This is a genomic window from Spirochaetota bacterium (assembly GCA_017999915.1).
Lineage (GTDB): Bacteria > Spirochaetota > UBA4802 > UBA4802 > UBA5550 > RBG-16-49-21.
In genome coordinates this window covers 833,548-858,291 of the sequence record JAGNKX010000001.1, presented here as the reverse complement: position 1 = coordinate 858,291, position 24,744 = coordinate 833,548, and the positions used below count along the sequence as shown (strand labels likewise).

Genomic DNA, 24,744 nt, shown 5'->3' with positions numbered 1-24,744 from the left:
ACCGGAGAAAAAATCGAATCAGCCGTTTGTTTATTATTAAAATAGCAACGAATTTGACATCTCATTTTTTCGACGTAATAAACGACAACAGGTATAGATTTGCTCGAAAACGAGCAAAAAATGAGATGTTAAATTCGCTAATATACTATTATAATTAAAAATGCCTGAACGTCACAAGGTAATCAAAATTGAAAAAAAAAGAAAAGCAATACATAAGCCAGCTTATTGAAAAATACCGCGGCGCCGGAACAGCCCCGCCCTGCCCACACTTCGGCCAGTGCGGCGGATGCCTCTTCCAGGACATGGACTACGGCGACCAGCTTGCCCTGAAGCGGGAGATGGTGAACGACATCCTCCAGGGCATCGCGGCGGTCGACTCCGTCCATCCGTCGGACCCCTACCGGTACCGGAGCCGCATGGACATGGTGACGGCCTTCGGCAGGATAGGCCTCCGCCGCCGCGGGAGCTTCCGCGCCGTTGTGGACGTGACAGGCTGCCAGATCATGCGGGAAAAGACGGACAACCTGTACCGGAAGGCGCGCCCCTTTCTGGAAAATATCGAGGGATACGATTATCTCCGCCACCAGGGATATCTCCGGTACGCGGTGCTCCGGGAGGCCCGCTATACCGGCCAGGTGATGCTGAATTTCGTGGTGGCGGAAAAGGAGAACAGGCTCTCCTCCGTGATCGACGCCGTCCGCGACGACGTCGATTCGATCTCTATCATCCATCACGGCGGCCGCGCGGACCTGAGCTATGGCGATATCATGGAAACGGTCAAGGGAGGATACATAGAAGAGTCCTTTGAGGGCGTCCGCTACCGCATCACCCCGAACTCCTTTTTCCAGTCCAATGCCGGGATCGCGGTGCAAATGTACCGCCGCATCAGGGACCATGCCCGCGGCAGGGTCCTGGACCTCTGCGCCGGGGTCGGCAGCATCTCGCTCTTCATCGCAGGCGCTGCCGAAAGGGTCACCGGGGTCGAGCTGAACCCGGAGGCCGTTGAAATCGCCGGCGCCAACAGGGAGATCAACGGGATCAACAACGCGGAATTCGTCTGTGCGGACGCCGCGGAGTTTCTCGGGACCGGGCCGGGCGCCTACGATACCATCGTCATGGACCCGCCCCGGACGGGCATGCAGCGGGCCGTCATGGAGCGCATCGATCGCATGAACGCCGGAACGATCCTGTACATGTCGTGCAATCCGAAGACCTTCCGCGACGATGTTCTGATGCTGGAAAATTACAGGGTGGAATCGGTGGAGGCCTTTGACATGTTCCCCCAGACCCCCCACGTTGAGCTGTTCTGCGTGTTGCGGCCGCGCAGCGGGGACGTCAGATTTTGATGTCCATGTCCAGGATCTCCTTCAACGCCACGTGGGAGTCGAAGACGGTTTCCGCCAGGAGCCTGAAGTTGATCGTCTCAAAGGTGTCGTCCGGCGAATGGTAGTTCTTGTTGCGATAGAAACCGGTGTCCGATATCATGATGGCCCGGTACCCGGAGCGGATGAAGGACATGTGATCGGACAGGTCCATGCCCGGGATCGACGCGGGGCCGATGTATTCGTAAATTTTCCACCGGGCACGGTCATTGTAGATCTTTTTCCATAGATACACGTAGGGCGCGTTGGACGGGAGCGATATCACGCTCATGTAATTCCCATGGATCGGGAACTCCTTCAGGTTGTGGTTCAGGGGGTAATCCTGGTGGCATCGTCTCGATCCGTACCCGATCATTTCGAGGCACACCATCAGCTCGATGTTCTCTTTCCGCTTGCGGCAGCTTTTGGCGTAGACCATGCTTCCCATTAGCTCCGTTGAAAAGAAGGGCGGCTCCTCCAGGGTGAAGGCCACGAAGCGGACCGTTTTTCTGAACCGCAGCGGCGAGAGCAGCCGGTAGAGCTCCAGAAGCCCGGCGATGCCCGACGCGTTGTCGTCCGCGCCGGGCGTGTCCTCGATGGTGTCGTAATGAGCGCCGACGACTATGATGGTATCCGGCTTCTCGGTCCCGGGGATCTCGGTCACGATATTGTACACGCTGTGACCGCCCGCCTCATAGGGCTCCTCCCAGGGGGGATATCCGTACCGGGTGAAATACTCGATAATATACCGCCTCGTCCGCTCCAGGTTGTCGTATTTTCGTATGGTCCGCTCCCCGATATCAACGGAAAGATGGCGGATTATTTCCCGGGTATTTTTTTTAACGTTTTTTTTCTCACGGGAGTCGGGGGATAAGAGCGCTATCATTGATGGAGATCCTTCTTGCGATTACCGACACTACAGCCTTTAAACGGTTATTTTTCAAGGATTTTTCAAAGTTATTTCTTGACTTAATTGATTATTGATCCATACTCCTGTATGTATCGGGGCGGCACCCCGGGGCCGCTGCCCGATCGACGCCATACCCTATTATAAGAGGCGCCACCATGGAAGTTTTTGACGGTTTCATATCAGCCATTGCCAGCGAATTCAAGATCCGGTTCCATAAGGACGCCCAGGGCAGCTACACCACGCATATAGAATTCGATAACGGGCGCTCCCAGGAAGTGCTTATCACCCTGGCCAAGGACGAGTCGGGGGACCGGATCATCAATTACTACTCGATCATCGGAAAGATTAAAAAAGACCTGTGCGAGCTCTACAAGTACTGCCTCCAGCTCAACACGACCCTGGATTACGGCTCCATCGCCCTCCTGAGCGATACCATGATACTGAGGAACAGCATACTTCTCAAAGACTGCGATCCCCTCCGGTTCATGAAATCTCTTTCTTTCATCGCGGCCAAGGCCGACGAGTTGGAAGAGATCCTTATAAAAGACAACATCTACTGACATCCGCCTGCTCCATGGAATGACCCGCAGGGCCTGGTCCAAAAACCAGGCCTTTCTGTTATTATTTCGCTCTTTTTTTCCGACATATATACCATGGCCCTTTCATCGCAACCATGTTCCCACATAAAAGAGACGATCAAGATACACGATAACTATCAGTTCGAGATAAAGCAGGCCTACAACCTTTCCCTGGACAGCAGGACGACGAACTCCTATTTCGTGCAGACCTACTTTTTTATTCCGAACAATCTCAACATCAACCGGGAGACCTATTCGAGCGGGGACTTCTACAAGGACCTGCGCGCCACCATTCGCCTTCAAACGCCGGCGTTCCTTCTGAAAAAACTCGCAGCCGATATCGACCTCACGGACCGCATGCGGAAAAGCATCGAGGACCTTCTCGCGTCGAGAAGCAGGAAGAACATTTCCAGCTACGAATACCATATCAAGATGTTTTGCCTCGTGTATAAAAAATCGATTGGGGTGCAGCTGCGGTTTCTGAAGAAATCCGATCGGATGAAGGAAGCCGAACACCTGGTGTCCGAATTCATCTCCGGGGCCGGCGCCCTCATCGGGCGGTTCAGGGAGCTGAAACCGATGATCACCGCCAACAGCCTTCCCGGGAAGCTGCAGACGGTGTACCTCTTTGCCGACGAATACATCAGCATAAAGACAGAAACGCACTCATGCAGCCTCATGGAGATCCTGAAGGAGCGTCACCCGCGGCTGCATAGGAAATACAAGCGCCGCCTCATGAACATCATCAACGGCGAAACGTCATACCGCATGGAGAGCGGCTATCCCTCCATCCCGATGCAGGAGGGCGATAACGAAAAATACGTGTTCCGCCAGGGGGCGCTGAAAAAGTTCCTGAGCAATATCCTCTACCTGGAGACCCGCGTCGAAAGGGGGGGCAAATACCTGGAGCAGGCCGTCTATAGCGTCGCCGCGGGCATCGCCATGGTCTTCGCCACATTGGTGGCGTTCATCGGGCAGAGCTGGTACGGAAGCCTCTCCCTTCCCTTCTTCATCGCCCTGGTGATCAGCTACATGTTCAAGGACCGCATGAAGGAATCCCTCCGCCTCTATCTGAACGTGGCCCTTCACAAGCGGCTCTACGACCGCCGGCGGAACATCTACCACAGCTTCGATGAAAAGATCGGCACCTGCAGGGAAAGCTTCAACATCATCACCGACAGCGCCGTCCCGGCAAAAATAATGGAGTACCGGTCGCGCGACAGCATCACCGACATCAACAACAGCATGACCGGCGAGAATGTCATCCTGTACCGCAAGTACATCCGCCTCAGCTCCAGGCAATTCAAAAAGATCAAGCAGCGCCACTCCGCCAACGACGTCATTGACATCATGCGCTTCAACATCCAGCATTTTCTCAGGAGCATGGACAATCCGGAAAAAAAGATATTCATTCCCACGCAATCAGGCTACCGGAAAGCCTATGGCATGCGGGTCTACCACATCAACATGATCACCTGTTTCATAGTCGATGACATGGAGTATCTCCGCCGCTTCAGGATCATCCTGAACAGGAACGGCATACGGAGGATTGAGGAAGTCCTCTAAGGCGCGGCAATGGCCTGTGATATAAAACCCCATCCCGATATGACGGAATGGGGTTTTTTGCTGTTTACAGTTCTGCAGGAAATAAAAAAGGCCATCCGGCGGGACAGCCTTTAATAGTGCGCCCTATTGGCGCACCATGTAGCTTTCCTGGTATTTTTCGTTTCCCTGTATATCCTTGAGCAGTTCCAGGGCCTTTTTCTTCGACGCGATCGGCCCTATCCTTACCCGGTAATACTGCTTTCCCTTGACCTGGGATTCATCGAGGAAAGCGTCATAGTTACGGTCCTTAAGGGCCCTCACTTCCGTCTGGGCCTTCGACTTTTTATCAAACGATGCGATCTGTATGGCGTATTCCCCTGAATGAAGCGATTTATTTTCCTCGACCCTGTCGACCGCCACTGCGACCACTTTTGATTTGGCCCGCTTCTTTTTCTTCGGGTCGCTTTTTACCGTGGCCTTCCTGACCGGCTTGTCATCCATGTCATTGTCCGAAGACCGGGAAATGCTCCTGTCCTCATCGGTCACAGCTGCTCTTTTTTTCTTCTGGTTCTTCATCTTGTGGGCCCTGGGGACCGCCTTGTCGATATTATCGCCGGTCAGCAGGTCCGATGACTCATTTTTTGATATGGCCGGAGCGTCTTCCTTGTCCCCGACAATGGCGTCCATCTCCTTTTTCTCCCGCACCTGGCCCTTGTCATCCTTTTCGGAGGCGGCCAGCTTGTCGTCCATCGGCTTGGACAGATCTTCTTCCTCAGGAGAATCCGGGATGTTGCTCTTCAGCATATCAAGCTCTTTCCGGCCGTCAAATATATCGCTTGTGGTTTCCAGGGCCTTGGCCCCGTCGCTCCCCTTGAAGAAATTCATGCCCAGAAGAAATGAAACAATAATAATGCCGATGACGGCCGCCGATATCAGAATGATCCGGGCCGTGTCCAGGTGGAGCATATACACGCTTTTTTCCTTCACTTTCTGGTGAGGTATATTGAATTGATCCATGTCCATAATACGACCTGCCTTTCAGAAATAATAAACGGCTGTGAGTACACTACCATGATCGGCCGGAACATGGCCCATGCTTAATTAAAATTTGGCGTCATGATGTCTTTGCAAGAAGCCGTTTTTCAGGTGTCGGCGGTTATCCGGGCGAGGAGGCGATACGCGCCATGGTCCGGTATCGATTTTTAACGGTATCATCGACCCTCCCTCCCAGAGACGCCTCCAGGAGCTCATCGAAAAGGACATTATTCACGATCCTCCCAAGGGCATCCGCCAGAGGGGCGGCGTCGATTTCCCGCGCCGATGAATCTATTGCTTCAAGGACCCTTTTTTTATCTATGATCTTCGGGCAATGGAGCCTGATATAACTCTCCATGTCCATGGGGACCGCGCCGGCCAGGGGGATCCCGCGGCCATTGAGGGCGATTATCGATGACAGGGCATTGTCCCGGATATAGTCCTCCAGGGCATGATGATAATGCAAAAAGGATTTCCGGGTGAATATGCCTCCGTGCTTGGTTCCGCCGCTGGAGGTCATGATATACCTCATGTTCAATCCTTCCACGGTGGAAAATCGATCCTGGAAGAAGGCGCCGTACCGCTTCTGGTACGCGGTCCCCCGGGCATACACGGCGAACCTGGAAAACGAAAAATCGAGGCCCGTAATGCCGATGGATGAAAACCCGCATTTGACCGCGAGGCTCACCGCGTCCCCGGAGACATTGCCCGTGCCGGAATCAATGGATCCTACCTGCCCGCCGTACACCTCCGACGCAAGCTGCGAAAAGGGATGGGAGTTGAAAGACACGAAACCTCTCAGGCCCCGCACCAGGGAAGGATGGGACGAGATGGAATACACGGCCAGGACGCCGTCGGTGCCGCACCCGAGGAAATGCTCCCGCGCGTAGGGCTGCGGGTCGATGGTGATGACGATGTCGGGACGTATCCCCTTCTGTTCCAGCACCGGCAGGGTTGAATCAACGGCAATGATGAAAAACCTGTCCTGGTACCGCCCTATCATCGCGCTACCGTCGTCCAGGGACGGCCCGGACCCGGCGATAATGACCGGATACCCGGCAAAGGCATTGAAGAGCGACCGCACGGGACGGGCCTTTTTTATCATGGTAAAATTCAACAACACGTTGCGAAGATAGCGGATGCCAAAGGCCTGCCGCGTGGCCTTGTTTCCCGCCTTGATGGCGATTATCTTATCAATGGACTTTTTTATTGAATCATAATAATCGCCGAATATCCTCATTGACGCGGGATGTTCCAGCACCGAAATGCCCCGCACGTCATCCATGTCCAGATTTTCCGCAACAATGCGCTCCGCCTCTGCCGCCGTCTTTCCCGCCACCAGGGTGATGCGGGTATCCTTCAGCAGAAACGAGGTGATCCTGTTGGCGGCAATGGCCGCCTCAATTCCATCCAGTATGTCAACGAGGATCACGCGCCTGTACCGGTCGATAAGGTTTTTCAAAGGAAGGCAGTGATATCCAAGGCCCACGCCCAGGATGACGAGGAAATCATAGCGGGAGGGATCGAATTTATCCTTCAGGAGATCGGAATCCCTCTCGGGATTTACCCTGCTGTGGAGCGGCACTTCCCTGCCGCCGGATCTGACCAGGATGGTGTCCAGGTCCTGTCCGGTCTTGATGATCTCGTATGTAATCTTCCCAGTATCCATATTATGATATTATTATCGACCCATTATCGAATTTTTCAACGGCAGAATTACCCGGTGGATGATTACAATTTTGGTCATGTCTTTGGAGTTAACACATTTTTCCCTATCATAACAAAAAAAATAGATATATCTACTAAAATTAGTTGACACTAACATTATTCAACGATACATTAATAATCAAGGCCTTAATGTAAGTGTTATTAACGAGTTTTTATAAACATGAAATTATCTGAATTAACAAAGGGGGAACGGGGGATAATAACCAACGTCCGCGGCCAGGGCCCCTTCCGCAAGAGAATCACTGAAATGGGATTCGTCAAAGGGAAATCCGTGACCGTTATAAAAAATGCCCCCATGAAAGACCCCATCGAATACAGGCTGATGGATTCAAACATTTCCCTCCGCCGGTCCGAAGCCCGCCTGATTGAAGTGGAATTTCCCCGATACTTCGATGTCGGGCAAACCCGCCTGAACGCTGAAATAAGAGGCCAATGCTTTGATTCGGATCATTCGGCACGAAGATACAGGCGCCGCCTCGGCAACCATCAGGCTCACGGGGAGCCGTTCAATTCCGGCGATGATTCAAGGACGATCCATGTGGCCCTGGTGGGTAATCCCAACAGCGGAAAGACAACGATCTTCAATCACGCCTCCGGCTCGAGGGAGCGGGTCGGCAATTACAGCGGCGTGACCGTGGAATCGAGAGAGGCCCGGTTCAGGCACGGAGAGCACACCTTTATCATAACCGACCTCCCGGGCACCTATTCGATTTCAGCCTATTCGCCGGAGGAGCTCTGCGTGAGAAGGCATATCCTTGAGAACGGGCCGGATCTGGTCATCAATGTCGTTGACGCCTCCAACCTCGAGCGCAACCTCTATCTTACCTCGCAGCTCATTGAAATGGGCGTGCCGGTGGTGGTCGCCCTGAACATGTACGACGAGCTTGAAAAGAAGGGCGACCTCCTTGACCATGAGGCCCTGGGCAAGCTCCTGGGAATGCCCTTTGTACCTACCGTGGGTTCCACGGGCAAAGGCATCGATGATCTCTTTGACACGGTCATAGCGGTCCATGAAAAGCGAGAACCCGCCGTCCGGGACGTCACCATCAATTACGGCGCGGATATAGAAAAGGCCATTGCCTCGCTGCGGAAGCGGCTGGCCGACTCGGGCAAAACGCCATCCCCGGTCCCGACCCGATACACGGCGGTCAAACTCCTTGAAAAGGACGCGGATACTAAGCGACACCTGACCTGCACTGACGATAACGCAGAGGCCCTGTTCCGGCAGGCCGAGAAGGAAATCCGCTTCCTGGAATCGGAGCTGAAGGAGGACAGCGAAACCCTGATCGCCGACGCGCGGTACGGCTTCGTTTCCGGCGCCCTCCGTGAGACATACCGGCCGGGACCGCGCCCTGAGGTCACCATAAGCGAAAAAATAGACCGGATTCTGACCCACCAGATCCTGGGATTCCCCATTTTCCTCCTTTTCATGTGGATCACGTTCCAGCTCACCTTTGCCGCGGGGAAGTATCCCATGGAATGGATCGAGGCCGGAACCTCCGCTTTTTCAAGGTTCATCACGGCCTCCCTGCAGCCCGGCCTGCTGCGGGAGCTGCTGACCGACGGCGTCATCGCCGGCGTCGGCGGCGTCATAGTCTTCATCCCGAGCATACTGATACTTTTTTTCATGATCTCCCTCATGGAGGACACCGGCTACATGGCCCGGGCCGCCTTCATCATGGACCGGCTCATGCACGCCCTGGGACTCCACGGCAAGTCCTTCATACCCCTGGTCATGGGATTCGGGTGCAACGTGCCCGCCATCATGGCGACCCGCACCCTTGAAAGCAGGAAGGACCGGATACTGACCATGCTCATCATTCCTTTCATGTCCTGCAGCGCTCGTCTCCCCATATACGTTCTTTTTATCAGCGCCTTTTTCCCCGCCCATGCCGGCACTGTTCTCTTCGGGCTTTACATGGCCGGCATCGCGGCGGCGGTGATCTCCGCCATGGTCATGAAAAAAACCTTTTTCCGAAAGGTCGAAGCGCCCTTTGTCATGGAGCTGCCGCCATACCGCTCTCCCCGCATGAAAAACACCACCCGCCACATGTGGGACAAGGGCAAGGAGTACGTGAAAAAGATCGGCGGCATTGTCCTCGTCGCCTCCATCCTCATATGGGCACTGGGACGCTTTCCCGATCATGGAGGCGCCGCCGGCTCTTATGAGGCGAAAATAGCCGGCACACAGCAGCGCTATCAGGCGGAGATTGAGACAGCCGGTCTGCGCGGCGCTGCATCAACGGCCTCGATCAAAAAACGTATGGATGCGGACATACGATCCCTGGAACGCAGCAAAGCCGAGGACCGCCTTGAAAAATCCTATATTGGGATGGTCGGGAGAATGTTCGAGCCGGCCCTGCGGCCCCTTGGCTTCGACTGGAAGATGGGCGTGAGCATCATCACCGGCCTTGCGGCAAAGGAGATTGCCGTGAGCACCATGGGCATTCTCTATCATGCCGATACGGACTCTCCCGATGGCGGCCGGTCCCTGATAGCCGGTATTAAAGAACAGCGGTACAGCTCGGGGCCCGAAGCAGGGATGCCCATTTTTGATCCCGTCACTGCGCTGGGTTACATGGTTTTCATGCTCCTCTATGTCCCCTGCGTGGCCACGCTGGCCGCCATGAAAAGAGAATCAGGATCGTGGAAATGGCCGGCTTTTTCCGCTCTTTTCACCATTTCACTGGCCTGGACAGCGGCGTTCCTGATCCACCATATTGGCAGGCTGATGGGGTGATTATTATGGCACAAACAACAATAGTCATCATCATCATTGCCCTTGCAGTTGTATCAACAGCTGTGAAATTGTACCGTTTCTTTAAGCCGAAAACCGGCCATTTGCCCTGCTCTCCCGATGCGTGCGCCTCCTGTCCCTTCCGGTCCATTGAAAACTGCGGCAAATAAAAAACGCTTATTTTTAAAAAAAATTATTATTTATCTTGACGCAACGACCGTGTTTCTATACATAGTAACTATGTTTCTATAAATAGAAACATAGTTACTATTACATGGACCCGGACATGGGCAGGATAACATCAATTAACAAAACCATATGGTGGTGGCGCGCAAGAACCTTCCGATAGGCTGGCGGCGTGTCATTTGTGTTTTTATGCAAAAAGTGCGGCAGCCTGCCGCACTTTTTTTATTTTCTCAGAACGTTATAAGCAAGGTGACAATATGCTTTATCCTACACTACAGCAATTCACGGAACTTTCCGGCCGCCATCGGCGCGTGGTCCTGTACCGGGAAATAGCCGGCGACATGATAACTCCCATCAGCCTCCTCTTCAATTTCTCCAACGCCGGCAACCTGTTCCTTCTGGAAAGCGCAAACCTCGACAAGAGTTTTTCCCGCTACACCTTCTTCGGCATCCGTCCCCGGAGGGTCATCACCTTCCGGAAGGGGGCACTGACCGTCGAATCCCGGGAGCGGGGCGTTGAGCGCCTGGATACCAATCCGATCGAATACCTGGTCGGCGAGCTCGCCGGCGAGAATTCGAACAAAAACGCCGCCATGGGCAATTTCTGCGGCGGATACGTCGGCTTCATGGGATACGACATGGCCAATTACATGGGGACCCTCCGGGAAAAGGTCCGGGAGGACGCGGAAAGCCTCACCATGGCGTTTTTCCAGGTCGATGAATTTTACGTTTTCGACAACCACATGGGCAAGCTCTATGCGGCCTCCTCGGTCCTCACCGGCTCGGGCGAAGACCCCCGGGACGCCTATGCCAGGGCCTCGGATCGGACCCTGGAAATGGCGGCAGAGATACTGCACAGCCATAAAAAATTCTTTCTCCCCGGCAACGAGCCGGAGCAGCGCCAGGAATTCGACCGGGACTCCTACATGGAGGCGGTTCGCGCCCTCAAGGAGGAGATCATCGCCGGCGAATGCATCCAGACGGTCCTGTCCAACAAGTACGAGATCGCCTGCGCCATCAATCCCATTGACCTGTACCGGCTGCTCCGCAACATCAATCCGTCCCCCTACATGTTCTACATCAAGGTCGGGGACGAGGTGCTCTGCGGCACCTCCCCGGAGGTGCACCTGAAGATACAGGACCGCACGGCGACCCTGAAGCCGATAGCCGGGACCTACCGCATCGACGGACGCCCCATCGGCGAGATTTCAGCGAGGCTCCTGGCCGACGAAAAGGAGCGGGCCGAGCACCTCATGCTCCTGGACCTGGCGCGGAACGACCTCTACACCGGGTGCGCGCCGGAGAGCGTCGCCGTGGTCAGCTCCTTCGAGCCCGAAGTCTATTCCCACCTGATCCACATCGTCTCCGAGGTCCAGGGGACAATGAGGGACGACATGTCGCCCCTGCGGCTCTTCTGCAACACCTTCCCGGCAGGGACCGTTTCGGGCGCCCCCAAGGTCCGGGCCATGGAGCTCATTGACCGGTACGAGAAATCGCCCCGGGGCTTCTACGCCGGGTGCGCCGGCTATTTCTCCTACAGCCAGGTCATCGACACCTGCATCGTCATCCGGAGCGCCTACGTCAAGCGTGACCGGGTCATCCTTCGGGCCGGGGCCGGCATCGTCTATGACAGCGATCCGGAAAAGGAATACCATGAGGTGGGCAACAAGCTGGGCGCCCTGTTCCAGGCTATACAGACAATCAACACGCTGGAGAAACGTAATGTATTTAATGATCGATAACTACGATTCCTTTACCTACAACCTGAAGGCCCTTTTCAACGAATGTGGCGCCGATGTCGCCGTCGTCAAGAACGACAGGTTTGTCCCGGCCGAAGAATACGAAGGCATCATCCTATCCCCGGGGCCGTCATCGCCGAAGAATTCCGGCACCACCCTCCGCTATATCGGCGATTACCTGGGCCGGAAGCCGATCTTCGGGGTGTGCCTGGGCATGCAGGCCATCGCCTATACCCTCGGGTATGATATCGTCAGGGCCGGCACCATACAGCACGGCAAGGTGGACCGGATCGAGGTGACAGGCGGGTCAGTGCTCTTTACCGATGTGCCGGAAACCTTTTCCGCGGTGCGCTATCATTCCCTAGCCGTGGCCATGGACGGCCGCCATGTCACGTCCCGCTCCCAAAAGGACGGCACCGTGATGTCCATCGAGGACGATGAACGGAAAATCTTCGGTGTTCAGTTCCATCCCGAATCGATTTTAAGCGAGTTCGGTGGAAGGATCGTCACGAACTTCCTCGACTTCGCGGCCAGAGACGCGTCGCAGAGAGAAATTCAAAAAGTGGGGGCTTGATATGGATGCAATGGTAAAAAAGATCAACTCCGGGGAACGGCTCAGCTTTGACGATGCCCGGACTTTCTTCGAGGCCATGATCCAGGGGCGGCTCTCGGATTCCCAGGTGGCCTCATCCCTCATCGCGATGAAGTTCCGCCGGGAGACCGTTGATGAAGTGGCGGCCCTGGCTGCGACCCTCGACCGCCACAAGCGAAGGTTTGAGGCCCCCGGAAACGATACGATCGACACCTGTGGCACCGGCGGCGACGGCAAATCCACGGTCAACGTATCCACCGCGGTGAGCATCCTCCTGGCGTCCCTCGGCTGCTCCGTGGTCAAGCACGGCAACACGGCCCAGAGCGGCGTGGTCGGCTCCGCCGATATCCTGTCGGAGCTGGGTATGGACCTTGCCTATGGCGGCACCTCTCCCGAGGAATACTTCAACCGTCACCGGTACGTGTTCATGGTGGCGCCCCAATACCATCCTGCCCTGAAAGGAATTGGCGCGATCCGAAGGGAGCTGAAGGTCCCCACAATATTTAACTTCGTGGGGCCCCTCATTAACCCGGCAGACCCGGCCTACCAGGTCATAGGCATCAGCAGAAGAGACCGCCTGGAATTCATCGCACAGGTTATACACAAGGTGGGAAAAAGCAACATTACCGTGTACGCCTCAAAGGACGGGTACGACGAAGTATCATCCCGGGAGCCCACCGAATGCATCCATATCGGGGATGGTAACGACCGCCGCTTTTCCATTGACCCGTCGGATTTCTTCGAGCCCTTTCCCATGCCAGTGGTCAGGGACCGCGTCGAGGCGAAGCGGCTTTTCCTCGGGGGCCTTTCCGGAACAAACGAGGAGGTGTCCAACATCTTTTCACTGAACACCGCCCTTGCACTCCGCACCATGAACCGCTGCGGCATGCGCGACGGTTTCCTTCTGGTAAAAAACCACATCGCCGAGGGGAAAGCCATGGTCAAGCTTGAGGAGCTGACGGGCGGCTCTGTTTCACTTAAAGAGGCAATGCAGGGATAGGACCATGTATCTGAATGAAATAATCGAGCACAAACGGAATGAAATAAAGGGCCTGATCCCTTCGGCGCAGAGCCGTACCAGGGCGGTCCTCGATCCCCTGGACCATCTCAGGGAGAAGCCCTTTATCTGCGAGATAAAGAAGGCCTCTCCGTCCCGGGGCGCCATCAACCAGGCGGTGGACATCGTCGGCCAGGCCCGGCTCTACGAGCGGGGCGGCGCCGGGGCGGTGAGCGTCCTCACGGACGCCCGCTATTTCCAGGGAAGTTACGGATTTCTGACGGAGATTGCCGGGGCGGTGAAGACACCCCTCCTGTGCAAGGACTTCATCATAAGCGAGATCCAGATCGACAATGCCTTTGCCCACGGGGCGGATTTCATACTTCTCATCGCGTCTATCCTGAACGTCAGGGAACTCTATTTTCTGACCCGGCGCGCGCATCACTATTCGATGAAGGTACTCTATGAGATCCACGAGGCCGAGGAATTCAGAAAAATCAAGGCCCTGGACCCGGAGATGGTGGGCGTCAATTCACGGGACCTGAAGACCTTCGCCATAAACAAGGAAAAGGCCATGGGAACGATCGGCTCTCTCAACGGCGATTTCATGAAAATAGCCGAAAGCGGCATTGAAACCGCCGACGACATCATACGCTTCAGGAAAGCCGGGGCCGACGCCTACCTGATCGGCACCGCCCTCATGACCGCCGGCGACCCGGCGGCAAAGCTGAAGGAATTCCACAATGCCCTGGTGCGGCCATGTTCGTAAAAGTATGCGGCATCACGTCATTGGAGCAGATCGATTGGGCCGTCGACCTGGGATACTCGGCCGTGGGGATCGTGCTCCACCCCGGGAGCGTCAGGCATTGTAACGCCGATTATGCCCGAAAGCTGGCGCTGTACGGCCGGGGCAGAGTATCGACCATAGCGGTGGGAGTAACCTTCGAGGAGGTGGCCGATTGCTACCATGATTTCGATCTCGTCCAGGTCTATGAGAACTGCCCGGCAGACCGTCTCATATCCGCCGGCGACACCGAGGAGCGGTCCCGCGAGGGCGCCCTCTTCCTGTATGACGCGAGCAGGGGCAGCGGCGAGGAGAAGGAGCTTCCCCCGTGGCTCCATGATGTGAGCTATCGGCTCATCATTTCCGGCGGCCTCCGGGCAGGAACCGTCGCCGGGGTCATACGGGAATATCGCCCCTTCGGCGTGGACGTGTCCAGCGGGGTCGAGTCCCGGCGGGGGATCAAGGATTACAATCTGATGAAACAATTCATTACCGAGGTACACAATGCTCTCAGATAAAGGATTTTACGGGCCCTACGGCGGGCAGTTCGTTCCGGAGCTTTTAATCCCGGCCCTGGACGAGGTGGAGCGGGCATTCCGTGAATTTGCCGCCAGCGCCTCATCGATGGAAGAATTCAACCGCTACCTTGATGATTTCGCCGGACGGCCGACGCCGGTATACCATGCGAAGAACCTGTCGGAAAAATACGGCTTCAATCTCTATCTCAAGCGTGAGGACCTGCTCCACACCGGCGCCCATAAGATCAACAACACCATAGGCCAGGCGCTGCTGGCGAAGCACATGGGGAAAGGCCGCGTCATAGCGGAAACGGGAGCCGGTCAGCACGGCGTGGCCACCGCCACGGCGGCCGCCCTCTTCGGCCTCCGGTGCCGCATCTACATGGGGAGCCTCGATGTGGAGCGGCAGATGCCCAATGTAAAAAAAATGAAGCTTCTCGGCGCGGAAGTCGTGCCGGTCGACGAGGGGCTCCGCACCCTGAAAGACGCCATCAGCGCCTCCCTCAAGGATTGGGTCACCAACGTCACCGGCACCCACTACCTCATGGGCACGGTTGCCGGACCCCATCCCTTTCCTGAAATGGTAGCCTTCTTCCATGCGGTGACCGGCAGGGAAGCGATTGATTATTTCCGCGGAAAAGGATTCCTCCCGGACTGCGTCATCGCCTGCGTGGGAGGCGGGAGCAACGCCATGGGGATCTTCCAGGGGTTCCTGGACCTGCCGGAGGTGCGTCTCGTCGGCGTCGAGGCCGGGGGCCGCTCCCTCGGTCCCGGCGACAATGCCGCCACCCTTTCCCTGGGAAGCAAGGGCATTTTCCAGGGTGCCCTCTCATACCTTCTTCAGGACGAAAACTGCCAGGTCCGGGATGTGCATTCTGTCTCAGCGGGCCTCGACTATGCCGGCATAGGGCCCCAGCATTCATACCTGAAAGACACCGGCAGGGTCAGGTACGATCATGTTTTCGACAAGGAGGCTCTCAGGGCCTTTCACGAGCTCACCAGGCTGGAGGGTATCATACCGGCCCTGGAATCATCCCATGCCCTGGCCTGGGCCATTGACCATGCCGGCGAGCTGCGGGGCAGGCGGGTGCTGGTAAATCTGTCGGGCCGCGGGGACAAGGACCTTGGCATCATCGAGCAACAGAACAGGGAGGAATTATGAAAGGGATATATCTCACCGGCGGTTACCCGGATATGGGCACATTTAATGAGTGCTTCCACGCGGTAGCCAATAACAGATTTGATTTTATCGAGATCGGCATCCCCTTCAATGATCCCATTGCCGACGGCCCCGTCATCGCCCGGGCCATTCACTCCACGATTGAGAGAGGCATAACCCCTGACGCCATGGTGGATGCCATCGTCGCCCTGAAGGATACATACATAAAAAAATATGTCATGACCTACGCGAACATCATATATTCCCATGGCATAAAAAAATTCTCTGACAGGATGGCGGGCTCCCTCGACGGGGTGATCATCCCGGACCTCCCCAACAGGATGGCGCGGCTCTTTTATGACGAGGGTTTCGGCATCCCCATCGTTCCCTTCGCCACCCTTGAGTCCCGCGAATCGGATATCGAAATGATGAACAGGTCGAAAAGCGAGATCATTTACTTTATTGGCGTACGGGGCATTACCGGATCGCAATCGGATTTCACGTCCCCGGAGCTGCTGGACAAAATCCGCATGATAAAAAAGCATACCGGCAAAAAGATCATCATCGGCTTCGGCATCAAGACCGCCGATGACGCGAGGCGGGCCCTCTCCATCGGGGACGGCTACGTGGTGGGCACGGAGGCGGTGCTTCGGCAGAAGGACCCGGCCGCGCTGAACGACTATCTCCGTTCACTGAACCATGGATGAGATTGCACGATTTTCATGGATCAATTGCACCGTGTAAACTTTATTTCTCCTTTTGCGGTGCCGCCGCCTGGAAAGGCGCAATCGAGATTCAAGCGCCCGCCGACCATAACTATGTTGTTGATCATGACCGGTATTTTATCAACCGTCACGTCATAGCGGGAGCAGTATTGCGGATCTATGATGACTTCCTTGCATTTCTCATAGTCCGGGGGCAGGCAGGAACCGGGCACCTCGACCTTCACCACTTTTCCTTTGACCGGATCGATGATGGCGACCACTGCCCCGTCCTGCTGGCCCTCGCCCAGGATCACGGACCCGAAAAAATTCATGCGCTGGCCCGAACGACACTGTTTCGGCACGAAGGTGAACGTGCCAAGGGGCTCGCCCCTGGCCACCAGGGTACCGGTGACGCTGGAACAGCCCCTGGACATAAAAAAGAATCCTCCCACCATGACAAGATTTATGGCGATGGCAATGAACGCCGTTACTTTTATATTTCTTTTCTTCGTTGCCGGACCCTGCCCGGGCATCTGCGGCATTCCGCTCCCCGGCGCCGGCGAGCCTGGTGCGGTCTGCGCATTCAACAGGCGCGTTCCGCACTTGCTGCAATACAAGGCGCTGTCGTCATTTATCTGCTGACGGCAATTGTGGCATTGTCGCATAGGACCCTCCATGACAAATCAGTATCGGCCACGGCGGTGGCTGTACAGGTGTTCTGTGGAACGGATACCCGCTTTTTTTATATATATCCTTCTATCAATTCAATTTGAATAAATCAAGGATTAATTCATATCTCCTCATCCCGAAATTCGTCGAAACGACTAATTTGCAGCAACTCAAATTATCAGAAATAGCGAGACACATTTTGAAATAATTTGATTGTTAACGGTTTTTCACCATGCAGTAAATCCTTGACTTTATGATCAAAGGGCCATTACCTGTGACAATAAAGAGATGGCCCATGACATCATACCAATCACTGGCTGAAGAATTATCGCGCCTCCTCGGCGCGAAAAAAGTGGTCGCCGACCCCGAGATACTGGAGAGCTACTCCAGGGACGAGACCTCCGACCTGGCCGCCATGCCCGACATCCTGGTGAGGGCCTCCTCTGCGGGCGACGTAAGCGCCACGCTGAGGCTGTGCAACGAGCGCGGCGTGCCGGTCGTTCCCCGGGGAGCCGGCACGGGAGTCACCGGCGGCGCTGTGCCGGTCAGGGGCGGCGTGGTACTTTCCCTTGAAAAGATGAACCGCATCATCGAAATCGACCGGGAGAACATGGTGGCGGTGGTGGAGCCGGGCGCTGTCACCCGGGCGATACAGGACGCCGCCCTGGAGGAAGGGCTCCTGTACCCCCCGGACCCGGCCAGCCTCGAGTCATGCTCCATCGGCGGGAACGTGGCGGAAAACGCCGGCGGTCCACGGGCCGTCAAGTACGGCGTCACCAAGGACTATATCCTGGGCCTGGAGTTCGTGCTCCCGGACGGGACCGTGATCACCACCGGGGGAAAGATAGTCAAGAACGTCACCGGTTACAATCTGACCGGCATACTGATCGGCTCGGAGGGGACCCTGGCCGTCATCACGAAGATATTTCTGCGCCTTATACCGGCGCCGCTCCACACGGTGGATATCCTCATCCCCTTCCCGTCCCTCAAGGAAGCTGCCGAAGCCGTCCACGCGATCCTGGTCAACAGGATCATCCCCTGCGCGATCGAATTCATGGAGCACGACGCCATCACCCTCGTCGGGAAGTTTCTGAACAGGGACATCCACTTCCCCGACGCCGGGGCCCATCTCCTCATCCAGGTCAACGGTAATTCCGATGAGGCGGTCTTGGAAGACGTTGAAACGATCGGAAGGGTCGTTGTCGCCGACCGGGATTCGATCATGGTGGCCCAGTCCCCGCTCCAGCGGGAGCGTCTCTGGAAGGCCCGGCGCACCATTCGCGAGGCGATCCACGCGGAGAGTCCCGTGTTCCTGGCGGAGGACTGCGTGGTCCCCCGTTCCCGCATCCCGGAATTTCTCACGGCCCTGAAATCGCACTTTGAATCCCGGTCGCTCCGTTCCGTCATGTTCGGCCATGCCGGCGACGGCAATGTGCACATCGATGTGCTGAAAGGGGATATTGACTACGATCGGTGGAAAGCCATGCTGCCCGACCTGAAGCGCGAGATATACCGGCGCGCCATCGCCCTGGGAGGCACCATCACGGGCGAGCACGGTGTGGGATACATCCGCAGGGATTACCTCGGCCTGGCCCTCTCCCCCGGGGAGGTCGACCTGCTCAGGCGGATTAAAAAGGCCTTCGACCCGAAGGGAATACTGAACCCGGACAAAATAATATCCTGACAGAAGCAAGCCCCGCCGAGAATCACTGCCCGGGGCCTCCCTGAAAAATACCGTTGATCACAGGTCATTTTATTATTGCTTTTTTTTGATCCATGCATTTTCCTAAGAGCAGGCTCCGACATGAATAGGGAGAACCGTTCAAATAAAATAGACCAAGGAGAGAGGATATGAGACAGACCGGATCGGCATCACGGGCCTTTATAATTATTCCCGCCATGATCGCAGCGTTCATGGCGGTATTAGTAAAGGACGGCATCTCGGCCCAACAGGCTAAAAAGAAAACGCCCTATGAAGTCACCAGGGCAATGGACTGGAAACTTACACCCGAGCGCAGGGCTGCCATAGAAGCGGGGATTCCCGAGACGAAGGGGTTCATTGACGGCAACGAGATCGTGCAGGAGATCAGGGAGAAGAACATACGAAAAAAAGAGGACCGGGTCAAGCTCTTCATGAAAAAAGCGAAGGGAAAGTATATCCTGTTCGCCGCACAGGCCAATCCCAATCCCTTCAACGATAACGCCTCACTGAATCTTATTTTCGGCGAAGGAGGGCTCATGCCCGATTTCATGATGGTGCAGCTCAGGTCGCCTAAGAATTTCGATCGCGCTAAATACATCGAGAAGTACGGCGGCACCGGCTATGTCACCGTGTTCGTGGGAAAGCTCATCAATGCCCCGGACCTGACCCTCGAGCCGGTCTACGACATATACCTTCCCGGGTACTGGAAATAATCGACGATAACAGCGGCGCCCGCATCAGCCCTGTCCCGGTCCGATGCGGGCCCCTGTATTAGAGGCTGCCGATAACGGTAACGATCTTCGGCTTCCCGTCCTTCGGTTTTATGATGGGAATGGGGGCCGGAAGTCCCGCGACACCGTCCTTCTTGGCTATCCAGATCTTATAGCGCGCCCCCTGGATCAGCGTGGGACCGAATCCGTCATAGTCGTCCTCGGAATAGGCAACCCTCGTGATGACAGCCGGCACCTTGTAGAATTTCACGTTTTCATAGTCTTTTTTCAGGCTGTAGGGCAGGACGTCCCGGGAGATAGCCCCGGATTGTGAGAGCATATGCCCTCCGGATATTTTCGCCACTTCCATGGCGCAGGCGTCCAGGGACGTGCTGGTCGATAATATCCGGAGATACCTGTTCAGCACCTCGATGACATCCGCCGGGACCTGGTCTACCGGTATATCTGTCTGCCGCGCCCTTGTCGATCCGGCCCAGAAGAGCAGCACCGTAATCATGGATAGCGCAATAACCTTTGAAATGTTCATGGGACCTCCCTTAATATTTTAAAATGACATGATGCAAATCTCTATTATCATCCATATTGATATTGAGACTATAATAATATAAATTATGCATTTGGCAATATTTTTTCCATGATTTACACATTCCTGCATGCCCCAATGCCGCCATCGAATTGAGCTTTTTTCCTTGCGATAAAAAGCGCCGTGCCTCTAAATCGGCTATAATGGACCGGGGCGGCACAGTGTAGGCCGTCCCTGATCAATCAACAGCGAGAGGTGCGGCATGAACAAGGCCACTATAGGCGTCATCGGCGGCTCGGGACTCTACGAAATAAACGGGGCCAAAACCATCGAAGAGTTATCGATTGAAACGCCCTGGGGAAAGCCTTCTGATTCAATCGTGATATCTGAAATAGAGGGGCATCGCGCCGCCTTTCTGCCGCGCCATGGGAAGGGCCACGTTTATCTCCCCCACGAGGTGAACGCGCGGGCCAATATCGCGGCCTTGAAGATGATCGGGGTCCGGGAGATCATAGCCTTTTCAGCCGTGGGAAGCCTCAAGGAGGAGATCAAGCCCCTTGACTTCGTCCTGCCCGACCAGGTGATCGACCGGACAAAGGCCAGGCCCAGCTCGTTCTTCGGCAACGGCGTGGCGGCCCACGTATCCTTCGGCCACCCCTTTTGCGGGAGGCTCCACGGCCACATCAAGGCCGCCGCGGACGAGATGGATCTGACCATGCATGCCGGCGAAACCCTCATCTGCATGGAGGGGCCCGCTTTTTCCACCAAGGCGGAGAGCAACCTGTACCGCTCCTGGGGAGCCGGTGTGATCAACATGAGCACCCTGCCGGAAGCGAAGCTGGCCCGGGAGGCGGAGATCTGCTATGCCGTCATCTGCATGAGCACCGACTACGACTGCTGGCATGAGACCGAGGAGCACGTCACCATCGACATGGTCATCCGGAACCTCACCACTAATGCCGGCCACGCGAAACAGCTCCTGAAGCGCATACTCGATCGGCTCGGCGAGAAGCGGGACTGCGGGTGCGTTGAAGCGTCGAAGTACGCCATAATAACGGCCGGAGACAGGCGGGCCAGGGATCAGATAGAAAAATTGAAGGCGATCCTGCCCGAGCATTTCTGAGGCATCACAGGTGCTCGTACACGAACTTTTTCAGGACGCTGTTTGAGATGGGAGACATCTCGTCGAACTTGACCGTATAATACATGGTGCTGCCCTCGTCGACCGTTTTACTCGCGATGATCCGGACGAAGATCCTGAAATTGAAATCCATCGCCTGGAAATCGAGCATGTACCGGGAATTGAAATCGAGTTTCTGCGGCAGGCGGATCACCGCCTCGTAATCATTGAGCTTGTAGATGGTGCAGGGCAGCTTCTCTTCCTGGGCCTCGTCTATGATCATCCCCTCTTCCTCGGAGAGCTCGGCTTTCCCTTCATTTTTTTCAATGATCGCGTCAAGCTCCCTGAGCTCCTTTTCCTTCGGGGCCGTTTCCTCCCTGGAGATAAGGGCCGGCACGATCACGTCTATATAAGGGTGCCGGGATTCCTCGCGCTTGACAATCTCTGAAGGAAGGCCGACCTTGATGGCGGTCCCCTCGCGGCCGCGTATGGCGGAGGTGAAATCGTATTCCGCGTCGCCGACCCGGAACACATGGAAGGTCACCGGTTTGTCGTCCGGAACCGCGCCGATGTCCCCCGGATTTCCGAATATCCTTATAATAAGATTCGCGGCGTCCCGTGATGTGATTTTTCCCAGGAACACCTTGCCGGGAACAGGTAAAAAATAGATAAGCTGTTCTTCATCCACATCACCTATGCCCTTCAGAGGCTTCTTGGCCTTCATGTGGAAATAGAGCTTGTCATAGATGGATGTCAGATCCTTGCAGATCAACAATTGGGACTCCTCTGTTTCCCCCATGCCCCGGGTATGGGTAAGGAACCTGCCGATGGCCTTTTCGAACAATTCCGGATTTTCCATGAACTGCATCGGCCTGGGAAGACCGAGCATATCAATGAGGTTGTTGACGATCCTGATCTGGAAATTGGACAGGCCGAGCCGTTTGAGCCTGAACAGGAACAGCTGCTCCTCGTGGACCTTCCTGTTCCTCACGGCCTGGATAATTCTGAGAATGAAGTAAAGGCTTACGGGGATCATTAAAATCGCAAACACGATGGAGAGATCTCCCATCGAAGCCTTGCGCCATGTGATTCCCAGAACGGTTACAATATCCATGAGATCACCTCGATTAACCGGCAGGGATTCCCCGCCATGATTTAAAATCCGCCTGACAGGCCGAGAAACAGGTCAACCTGCAATGCGCGGGTGAGGCCGCCGATCGAAACCGATCCTAAGTAATTAATATTTGAGGATACGCCGGTACGTCTATGGGTATAGGTCAGGCTGGACCCCACCATGATGAGCAGGGCGTCTATTGCCCTGATATCGACGCCCAGGGAACCCGCATAGGTGTCAACGTTCATGGTTTCCTTTATCTTGCCATTGGTCCGCCTCTCCCTGGTGGAACTCAGGTTCCCTCCCAGGCTTATCGTGGCCGGTCCGGAGGGAAGTATTTCAAAGCCTGCGCTGAGGGAATAGAGCCCGGATTTACGAATCGTCATATTGTTCGACATGCCGTAAAAGGACGTTACCTCGTCGTACCGGACATCCTTATAATTATAGCTAAAGGGTATTCCGTATGCCCCCTCAAGGGCAACGGCAAAGAATGATCCCAGCCTCTGATATCCGCCCGCCATGATACGCAACCCGCGGTCATACTGGAGATAATAGTTCTCCCTGACCGATCCCGAGAAAACCAGCCCCTTCCCGAAATCCCCGTGGCCGAAACGCAGGTATGTCCGTTCCCAGTTGAACCTGCCGGACCGCACCATCAATCCGGCCTGGGACCCTTCCTTTTTGAATGAATATCCCAGTGACATTTCCGCGTTGATATCTTCGGTTTTTTTCGTCACCCAGTGCTGTCCGACAACGGTGGTGCCATAGGTCTGCACAAAATCATCCTTTTCCCTGGCCTGCCCATAGCCCAGGGCCCATTGGAGGCCGATGGCATGGTTTCCGGAAACGACAAGGCCGTAGGATATGACGAGGCGCGGCGATATCGAATTCCTGTCGGAATGCGCGCTCAGATACTCGATAGCGTAACTGGAGGTGTTGATGCCGTAGTAATTGCGGCCATTTCTTTCTTTCATGGCCTGGAAGGGATTGCCGGCATCAATCCCGATGCCCACCGTGCCGCCGGAGGTCCTTCTGCTGTATGACAGGAACAGGCTTCCCGCCAGATATTTCGAGGTGCCGTAGCGGGGCCGCGAGACGGTGGAGCTTATTGTAGCCCCGCTGTAGGAATAGCGGCGGTCTGAAAAGGCCGTGGAGAGGAAGAGGACCCCCAGTGCGTTATCCGTGCTCTGGGCCGTGAGAAGCGAAGGATTTCTGAGAACATCAAGGGACCCGTCTGAAGCGACGGTTTGGATCTGCCCCATGGATATGGCGGATGCCTCGGCCCGCGCTCCGGCACAGAGCCACAGTGAAAGGGTGGCGAGAAAAACAATTATTATGTTATTTTTCATGTGAAATCCCTGCATAGCCCATGCGCCGTTTATGATAGGGTAATTATTTTAAAAGTCAAATAAAAATTTATTGCTACAAATCAGTTCCCGCCGTATCCTTTTTGACCATGATCATTGATGTTCACACCCATATATTCAGCGGCGACCTGTGCCGCGACAGGTCGGGGGGCCTCGGGGACGGCCAGTTCAGCTCGATCTATGGCTCGGAAAAATCGAAGCTGATCGATCACCGGGGCCTCATGGCCGCCATGGAAGACGCCGGCGTCGATTACGCCGTGGCCCTCGGCTTTTCCTGGGAGAAAGAGGACCTGTGCGCTGCCCAGAATGAATATCTTCGCACCGCGATGGACCAATCCGGCGGAGCCATCATTCCCTTCGGGTCGATCCCGGTGCGCCCCGGCGTTGATGTGGGCCGATGGGCGCGCGAGATTCGGGAGATGGGACTGCGGGGAATCGGCGAAGTTGCATGGTACCGTCACGGACTCGGGAGGTGGGGCCTTGACTATCTGAGAGAGCTCCTTGGGGCGGCCGGGGCCTGTTCGCTCCCCCTCTGCATCCATGTCAACGAGCCGGTGGGACATCCCTACAACGGAAAATACGAGCCCAACCTGCGGGACCTTTACGCCGCCCTCTCGGAATTCCCTGACGTCGACGTGATACTCTCGCACTGGGGGGGCGGCATGATCTTTTACGAGCTCATGCCGGAAGTATCGAAGGCGCTGTCCCGCTGCCGCTATGACACGGCCGCCTCGCCCTTCATATATACGAACGATATTTACGGGATCGCCCGGCAGATCACCGATCCGCGGAAAATACTCTTCGGCAGCGATTATCCCCTTATCCCCTACCGGAGATACCTGGAGGCCATAGATTGCGGGATTTCCGATGAAGAAATAAAGGCGGACATTCTGGGAAGGAATGCCGCCCGTTTGCTGAAGATTCTATGACACCGCACTGCCCCGT

The 24,744-nt window shown here is 55.7% G+C and carries 23 protein-coding genes; 16 read left to right on the top strand and 7 right to left on the bottom strand.

Translation table 11 applies throughout. The annotated features are described in order from the left end of the window. Positions 1–188 precede the first annotated feature (188 nt). Positions 189–1,346 (top strand): 23S rRNA (uracil(1939)-C(5))-methyltransferase RlmD, encoded by a 1,158-nt coding sequence (rlmD, locus tag KA369_03590; GenBank protein ID MBP7735035.1) that lies wholly within the window; start codon positions 189–191, stop codon positions 1,344–1,346. Here the strand turns inward: rlmD and KA369_03585 are convergent. Continuing rightward, entirely contained in the window at positions 1,336–2,247 is a 912-nt protein-coding gene (locus KA369_03585) for a M28 family peptidase (GenBank protein ID MBP7735034.1), read from the bottom strand. The two genes, rlmD and KA369_03585, sit on opposite strands and share 11 nt — an antisense overlap. A gap of 179 nt (positions 2,248–2,426) precedes the next feature. On the opposite strand from KA369_03585, the gene KA369_03580 reads away from it, so the two are divergent. Together KA369_03580 and KA369_03575 are read left to right on the top strand one after the other, a co-directional pair. Further along, positions 2,427–2,831 (top strand): hypothetical protein, encoded by a 405-nt coding sequence (locus KA369_03580; GenBank protein MBP7735033.1) that lies wholly within the window; start codon positions 2,427–2,429, stop codon positions 2,829–2,831. A 93-nt stretch (positions 2,832–2,924) separates the two neighbouring features. Next, positions 2,925–4,415: a hypothetical protein gene (locus KA369_03575; protein ID MBP7735032.1), complete on the top strand. Its 1,491-nt coding sequence runs from the start codon at positions 2,925–2,927 to the stop codon at positions 4,413–4,415. Between the two features lie 123 nt (positions 4,416–4,538). Here the strand turns inward: KA369_03575 and KA369_03570 are convergent, their stop codons facing one another. Together KA369_03570 and KA369_03565 are read right to left on the bottom strand one after the other, a co-directional pair. Beyond that, the gene (locus tag KA369_03570) at positions 4,539–5,417 is read right to left on the bottom strand and encodes an SPOR domain-containing protein (GenBank protein MBP7735031.1); all 879 of its coding nucleotides are present in this window, start codon (positions 5,415–5,417) and stop codon (positions 4,539–4,541) included. 133 nt (positions 5,418–5,550) lie between these two features. After that, positions 5,551–7,098 (bottom strand): motility associated factor glycosyltransferase family protein, encoded by a 1,548-nt coding sequence (locus tag KA369_03565; protein ID MBP7735030.1) that lies wholly within the window; start codon positions 7,096–7,098, stop codon positions 5,551–5,553. Positions 7,099–7,317: 219 nt separating this feature from the next. Here KA369_03565 and feoB point away from each other — a divergent pair, with 219 nt between their 5' ends. The 9 genes from feoB to trpA all read left to right on the top strand — a co-directional run bounded on the left by feoB (position 7,318) and on the right by trpA (position 16,576). Next, positions 7,318–9,897, top strand: coding sequence for a ferrous iron transport protein B (feoB, locus tag KA369_03560; protein MBP7735029.1), 2,580 nt, complete (start codon positions 7,318–7,320; stop codon positions 9,895–9,897). A 5-nt stretch (positions 9,898–9,902) separates the two neighbouring features. Then, entirely contained in the window at positions 9,903–10,064 is a 162-nt protein-coding gene (locus tag KA369_03555; GenBank protein MBP7735028.1) for a hypothetical protein, read from the top strand. A 273-nt stretch (positions 10,065–10,337) separates the two neighbouring features. After that, positions 10,338–11,822: an anthranilate synthase component I family protein gene (locus KA369_03550; protein MBP7735027.1), complete on the top strand. Its 1,485-nt coding sequence runs from the start codon at positions 10,338–10,340 to the stop codon at positions 11,820–11,822. Continuing rightward, the gene (locus KA369_03545) at positions 11,803–12,393 is read left to right on the top strand and encodes an aminodeoxychorismate/anthranilate synthase component II (protein ID MBP7735026.1); all 591 of its coding nucleotides are present in this window, start codon (positions 11,803–11,805) and stop codon (positions 12,391–12,393) included. The genes KA369_03550 and KA369_03545 overlap by 20 nt, the downstream gene beginning before the upstream one ends. 1 nt (position 12,394) lies before the next feature. Continuing rightward, on the top strand, positions 12,395–13,411 hold the full coding sequence (gene trpD / locus KA369_03540) for an anthranilate phosphoribosyltransferase (GenBank protein MBP7735025.1): 1,017 nt from the start codon (positions 12,395–12,397) through the stop codon (positions 13,409–13,411). 4 nt (positions 13,412–13,415) lie between these two features. Then, a complete protein-coding gene (locus KA369_03535) occupies positions 13,416–14,177 on the top strand; it encodes an indole-3-glycerol-phosphate synthase (protein ID MBP7735024.1) in 762 nt (253 codons plus the stop codon). Beyond that, entirely contained in the window at positions 14,168–14,710 is a 543-nt protein-coding gene (locus KA369_03530) for a phosphoribosylanthranilate isomerase (GenBank protein ID MBP7735023.1), read from the top strand. Before KA369_03535 ends, KA369_03530 begins: the two co-directional genes overlap by 10 nt. Further along, a complete protein-coding gene (gene trpB, locus KA369_03525) occupies positions 14,697–15,872 on the top strand; it encodes a tryptophan synthase subunit beta (GenBank protein ID MBP7735022.1) in 1,176 nt (391 codons plus the stop codon). Before KA369_03530 ends, trpB begins: the two co-directional genes overlap by 14 nt. Next, the gene (gene trpA, locus KA369_03520) at positions 15,869–16,576 is read left to right on the top strand and encodes a tryptophan synthase subunit alpha (GenBank protein MBP7735021.1); all 708 of its coding nucleotides are present in this window, start codon (positions 15,869–15,871) and stop codon (positions 16,574–16,576) included. The genes trpB and trpA overlap by 4 nt, the downstream gene beginning before the upstream one ends. Before the next feature lie 20 nt (positions 16,577–16,596). On the opposite strand, the gene KA369_03515 is transcribed toward trpA, so the two are convergent. Then, the gene (locus tag KA369_03515; protein ID MBP7735020.1) at positions 16,597–17,238 is read right to left on the bottom strand and encodes a hypothetical protein; all 642 of its coding nucleotides are present in this window, start codon (positions 17,236–17,238) and stop codon (positions 16,597–16,599) included. 299 nt (positions 17,239–17,537) lie between these two features. On the opposite strand from KA369_03515, the gene KA369_03510 reads away from it, so the two are divergent. Both KA369_03510 and KA369_03505 read left to right on the top strand, forming a co-directional pair. Further along, a complete protein-coding gene (locus tag KA369_03510; protein MBP7735019.1) occupies positions 17,538–18,926 on the top strand; it encodes an FAD-binding oxidoreductase in 1,389 nt (462 codons plus the stop codon). A gap of 167 nt (positions 18,927–19,093) precedes the next feature. After that, positions 19,094–19,657 carry a hypothetical protein gene (locus KA369_03505; protein MBP7735018.1) on the top strand — a complete coding sequence of 188 codons (564 nt, stop codon included), beginning with the start codon at positions 19,094–19,096 and terminating at the stop codon, positions 19,655–19,657. 58 nt (positions 19,658–19,715) lie between these two features. Here the strand turns inward: KA369_03505 and KA369_03500 are convergent, their stop codons facing one another. After that, entirely contained in the window at positions 19,716–20,201 is a 486-nt protein-coding gene (locus KA369_03500) for a hypothetical protein (protein MBP7735017.1), read from the bottom strand. 259 nt (positions 20,202–20,460) lie between these two features. Here KA369_03500 and mtnP point away from each other — a divergent pair, with 259 nt between their 5' ends. After that, positions 20,461–21,321, top strand: a complete 861-nt coding sequence (mtnP, locus tag KA369_03495) for an S-methyl-5'-thioadenosine phosphorylase (protein ID MBP7735016.1) — start codon at positions 20,461–20,463, stop codon at positions 21,319–21,321. 4 nt (positions 21,322–21,325) lie between these two features. On the opposite strand, the gene KA369_03490 is transcribed toward mtnP, so the two are convergent. Both KA369_03490 and KA369_03485 read right to left on the bottom strand, forming a co-directional pair. Beyond that, positions 21,326–22,432, bottom strand: coding sequence for a hypothetical protein (locus KA369_03490; GenBank protein MBP7735015.1), 1,107 nt, complete (start codon positions 22,430–22,432; stop codon positions 21,326–21,328). Between the two features lie 41 nt (positions 22,433–22,473). After that, entirely contained in the window at positions 22,474–23,781 is a 1,308-nt protein-coding gene (locus tag KA369_03485; protein MBP7735014.1) for a hypothetical protein, read from the bottom strand. Positions 23,782–23,888: 107 nt separating this feature from the next. Between KA369_03485 and KA369_03480 the strand changes: the two genes are divergently transcribed. Then, positions 23,889–24,728 (top strand): amidohydrolase family protein, encoded by an 840-nt coding sequence (locus KA369_03480; GenBank protein ID MBP7735013.1) that lies wholly within the window; start codon positions 23,889–23,891, stop codon positions 24,726–24,728. Positions 24,729–24,744: the final 16 nt, after the last annotated feature.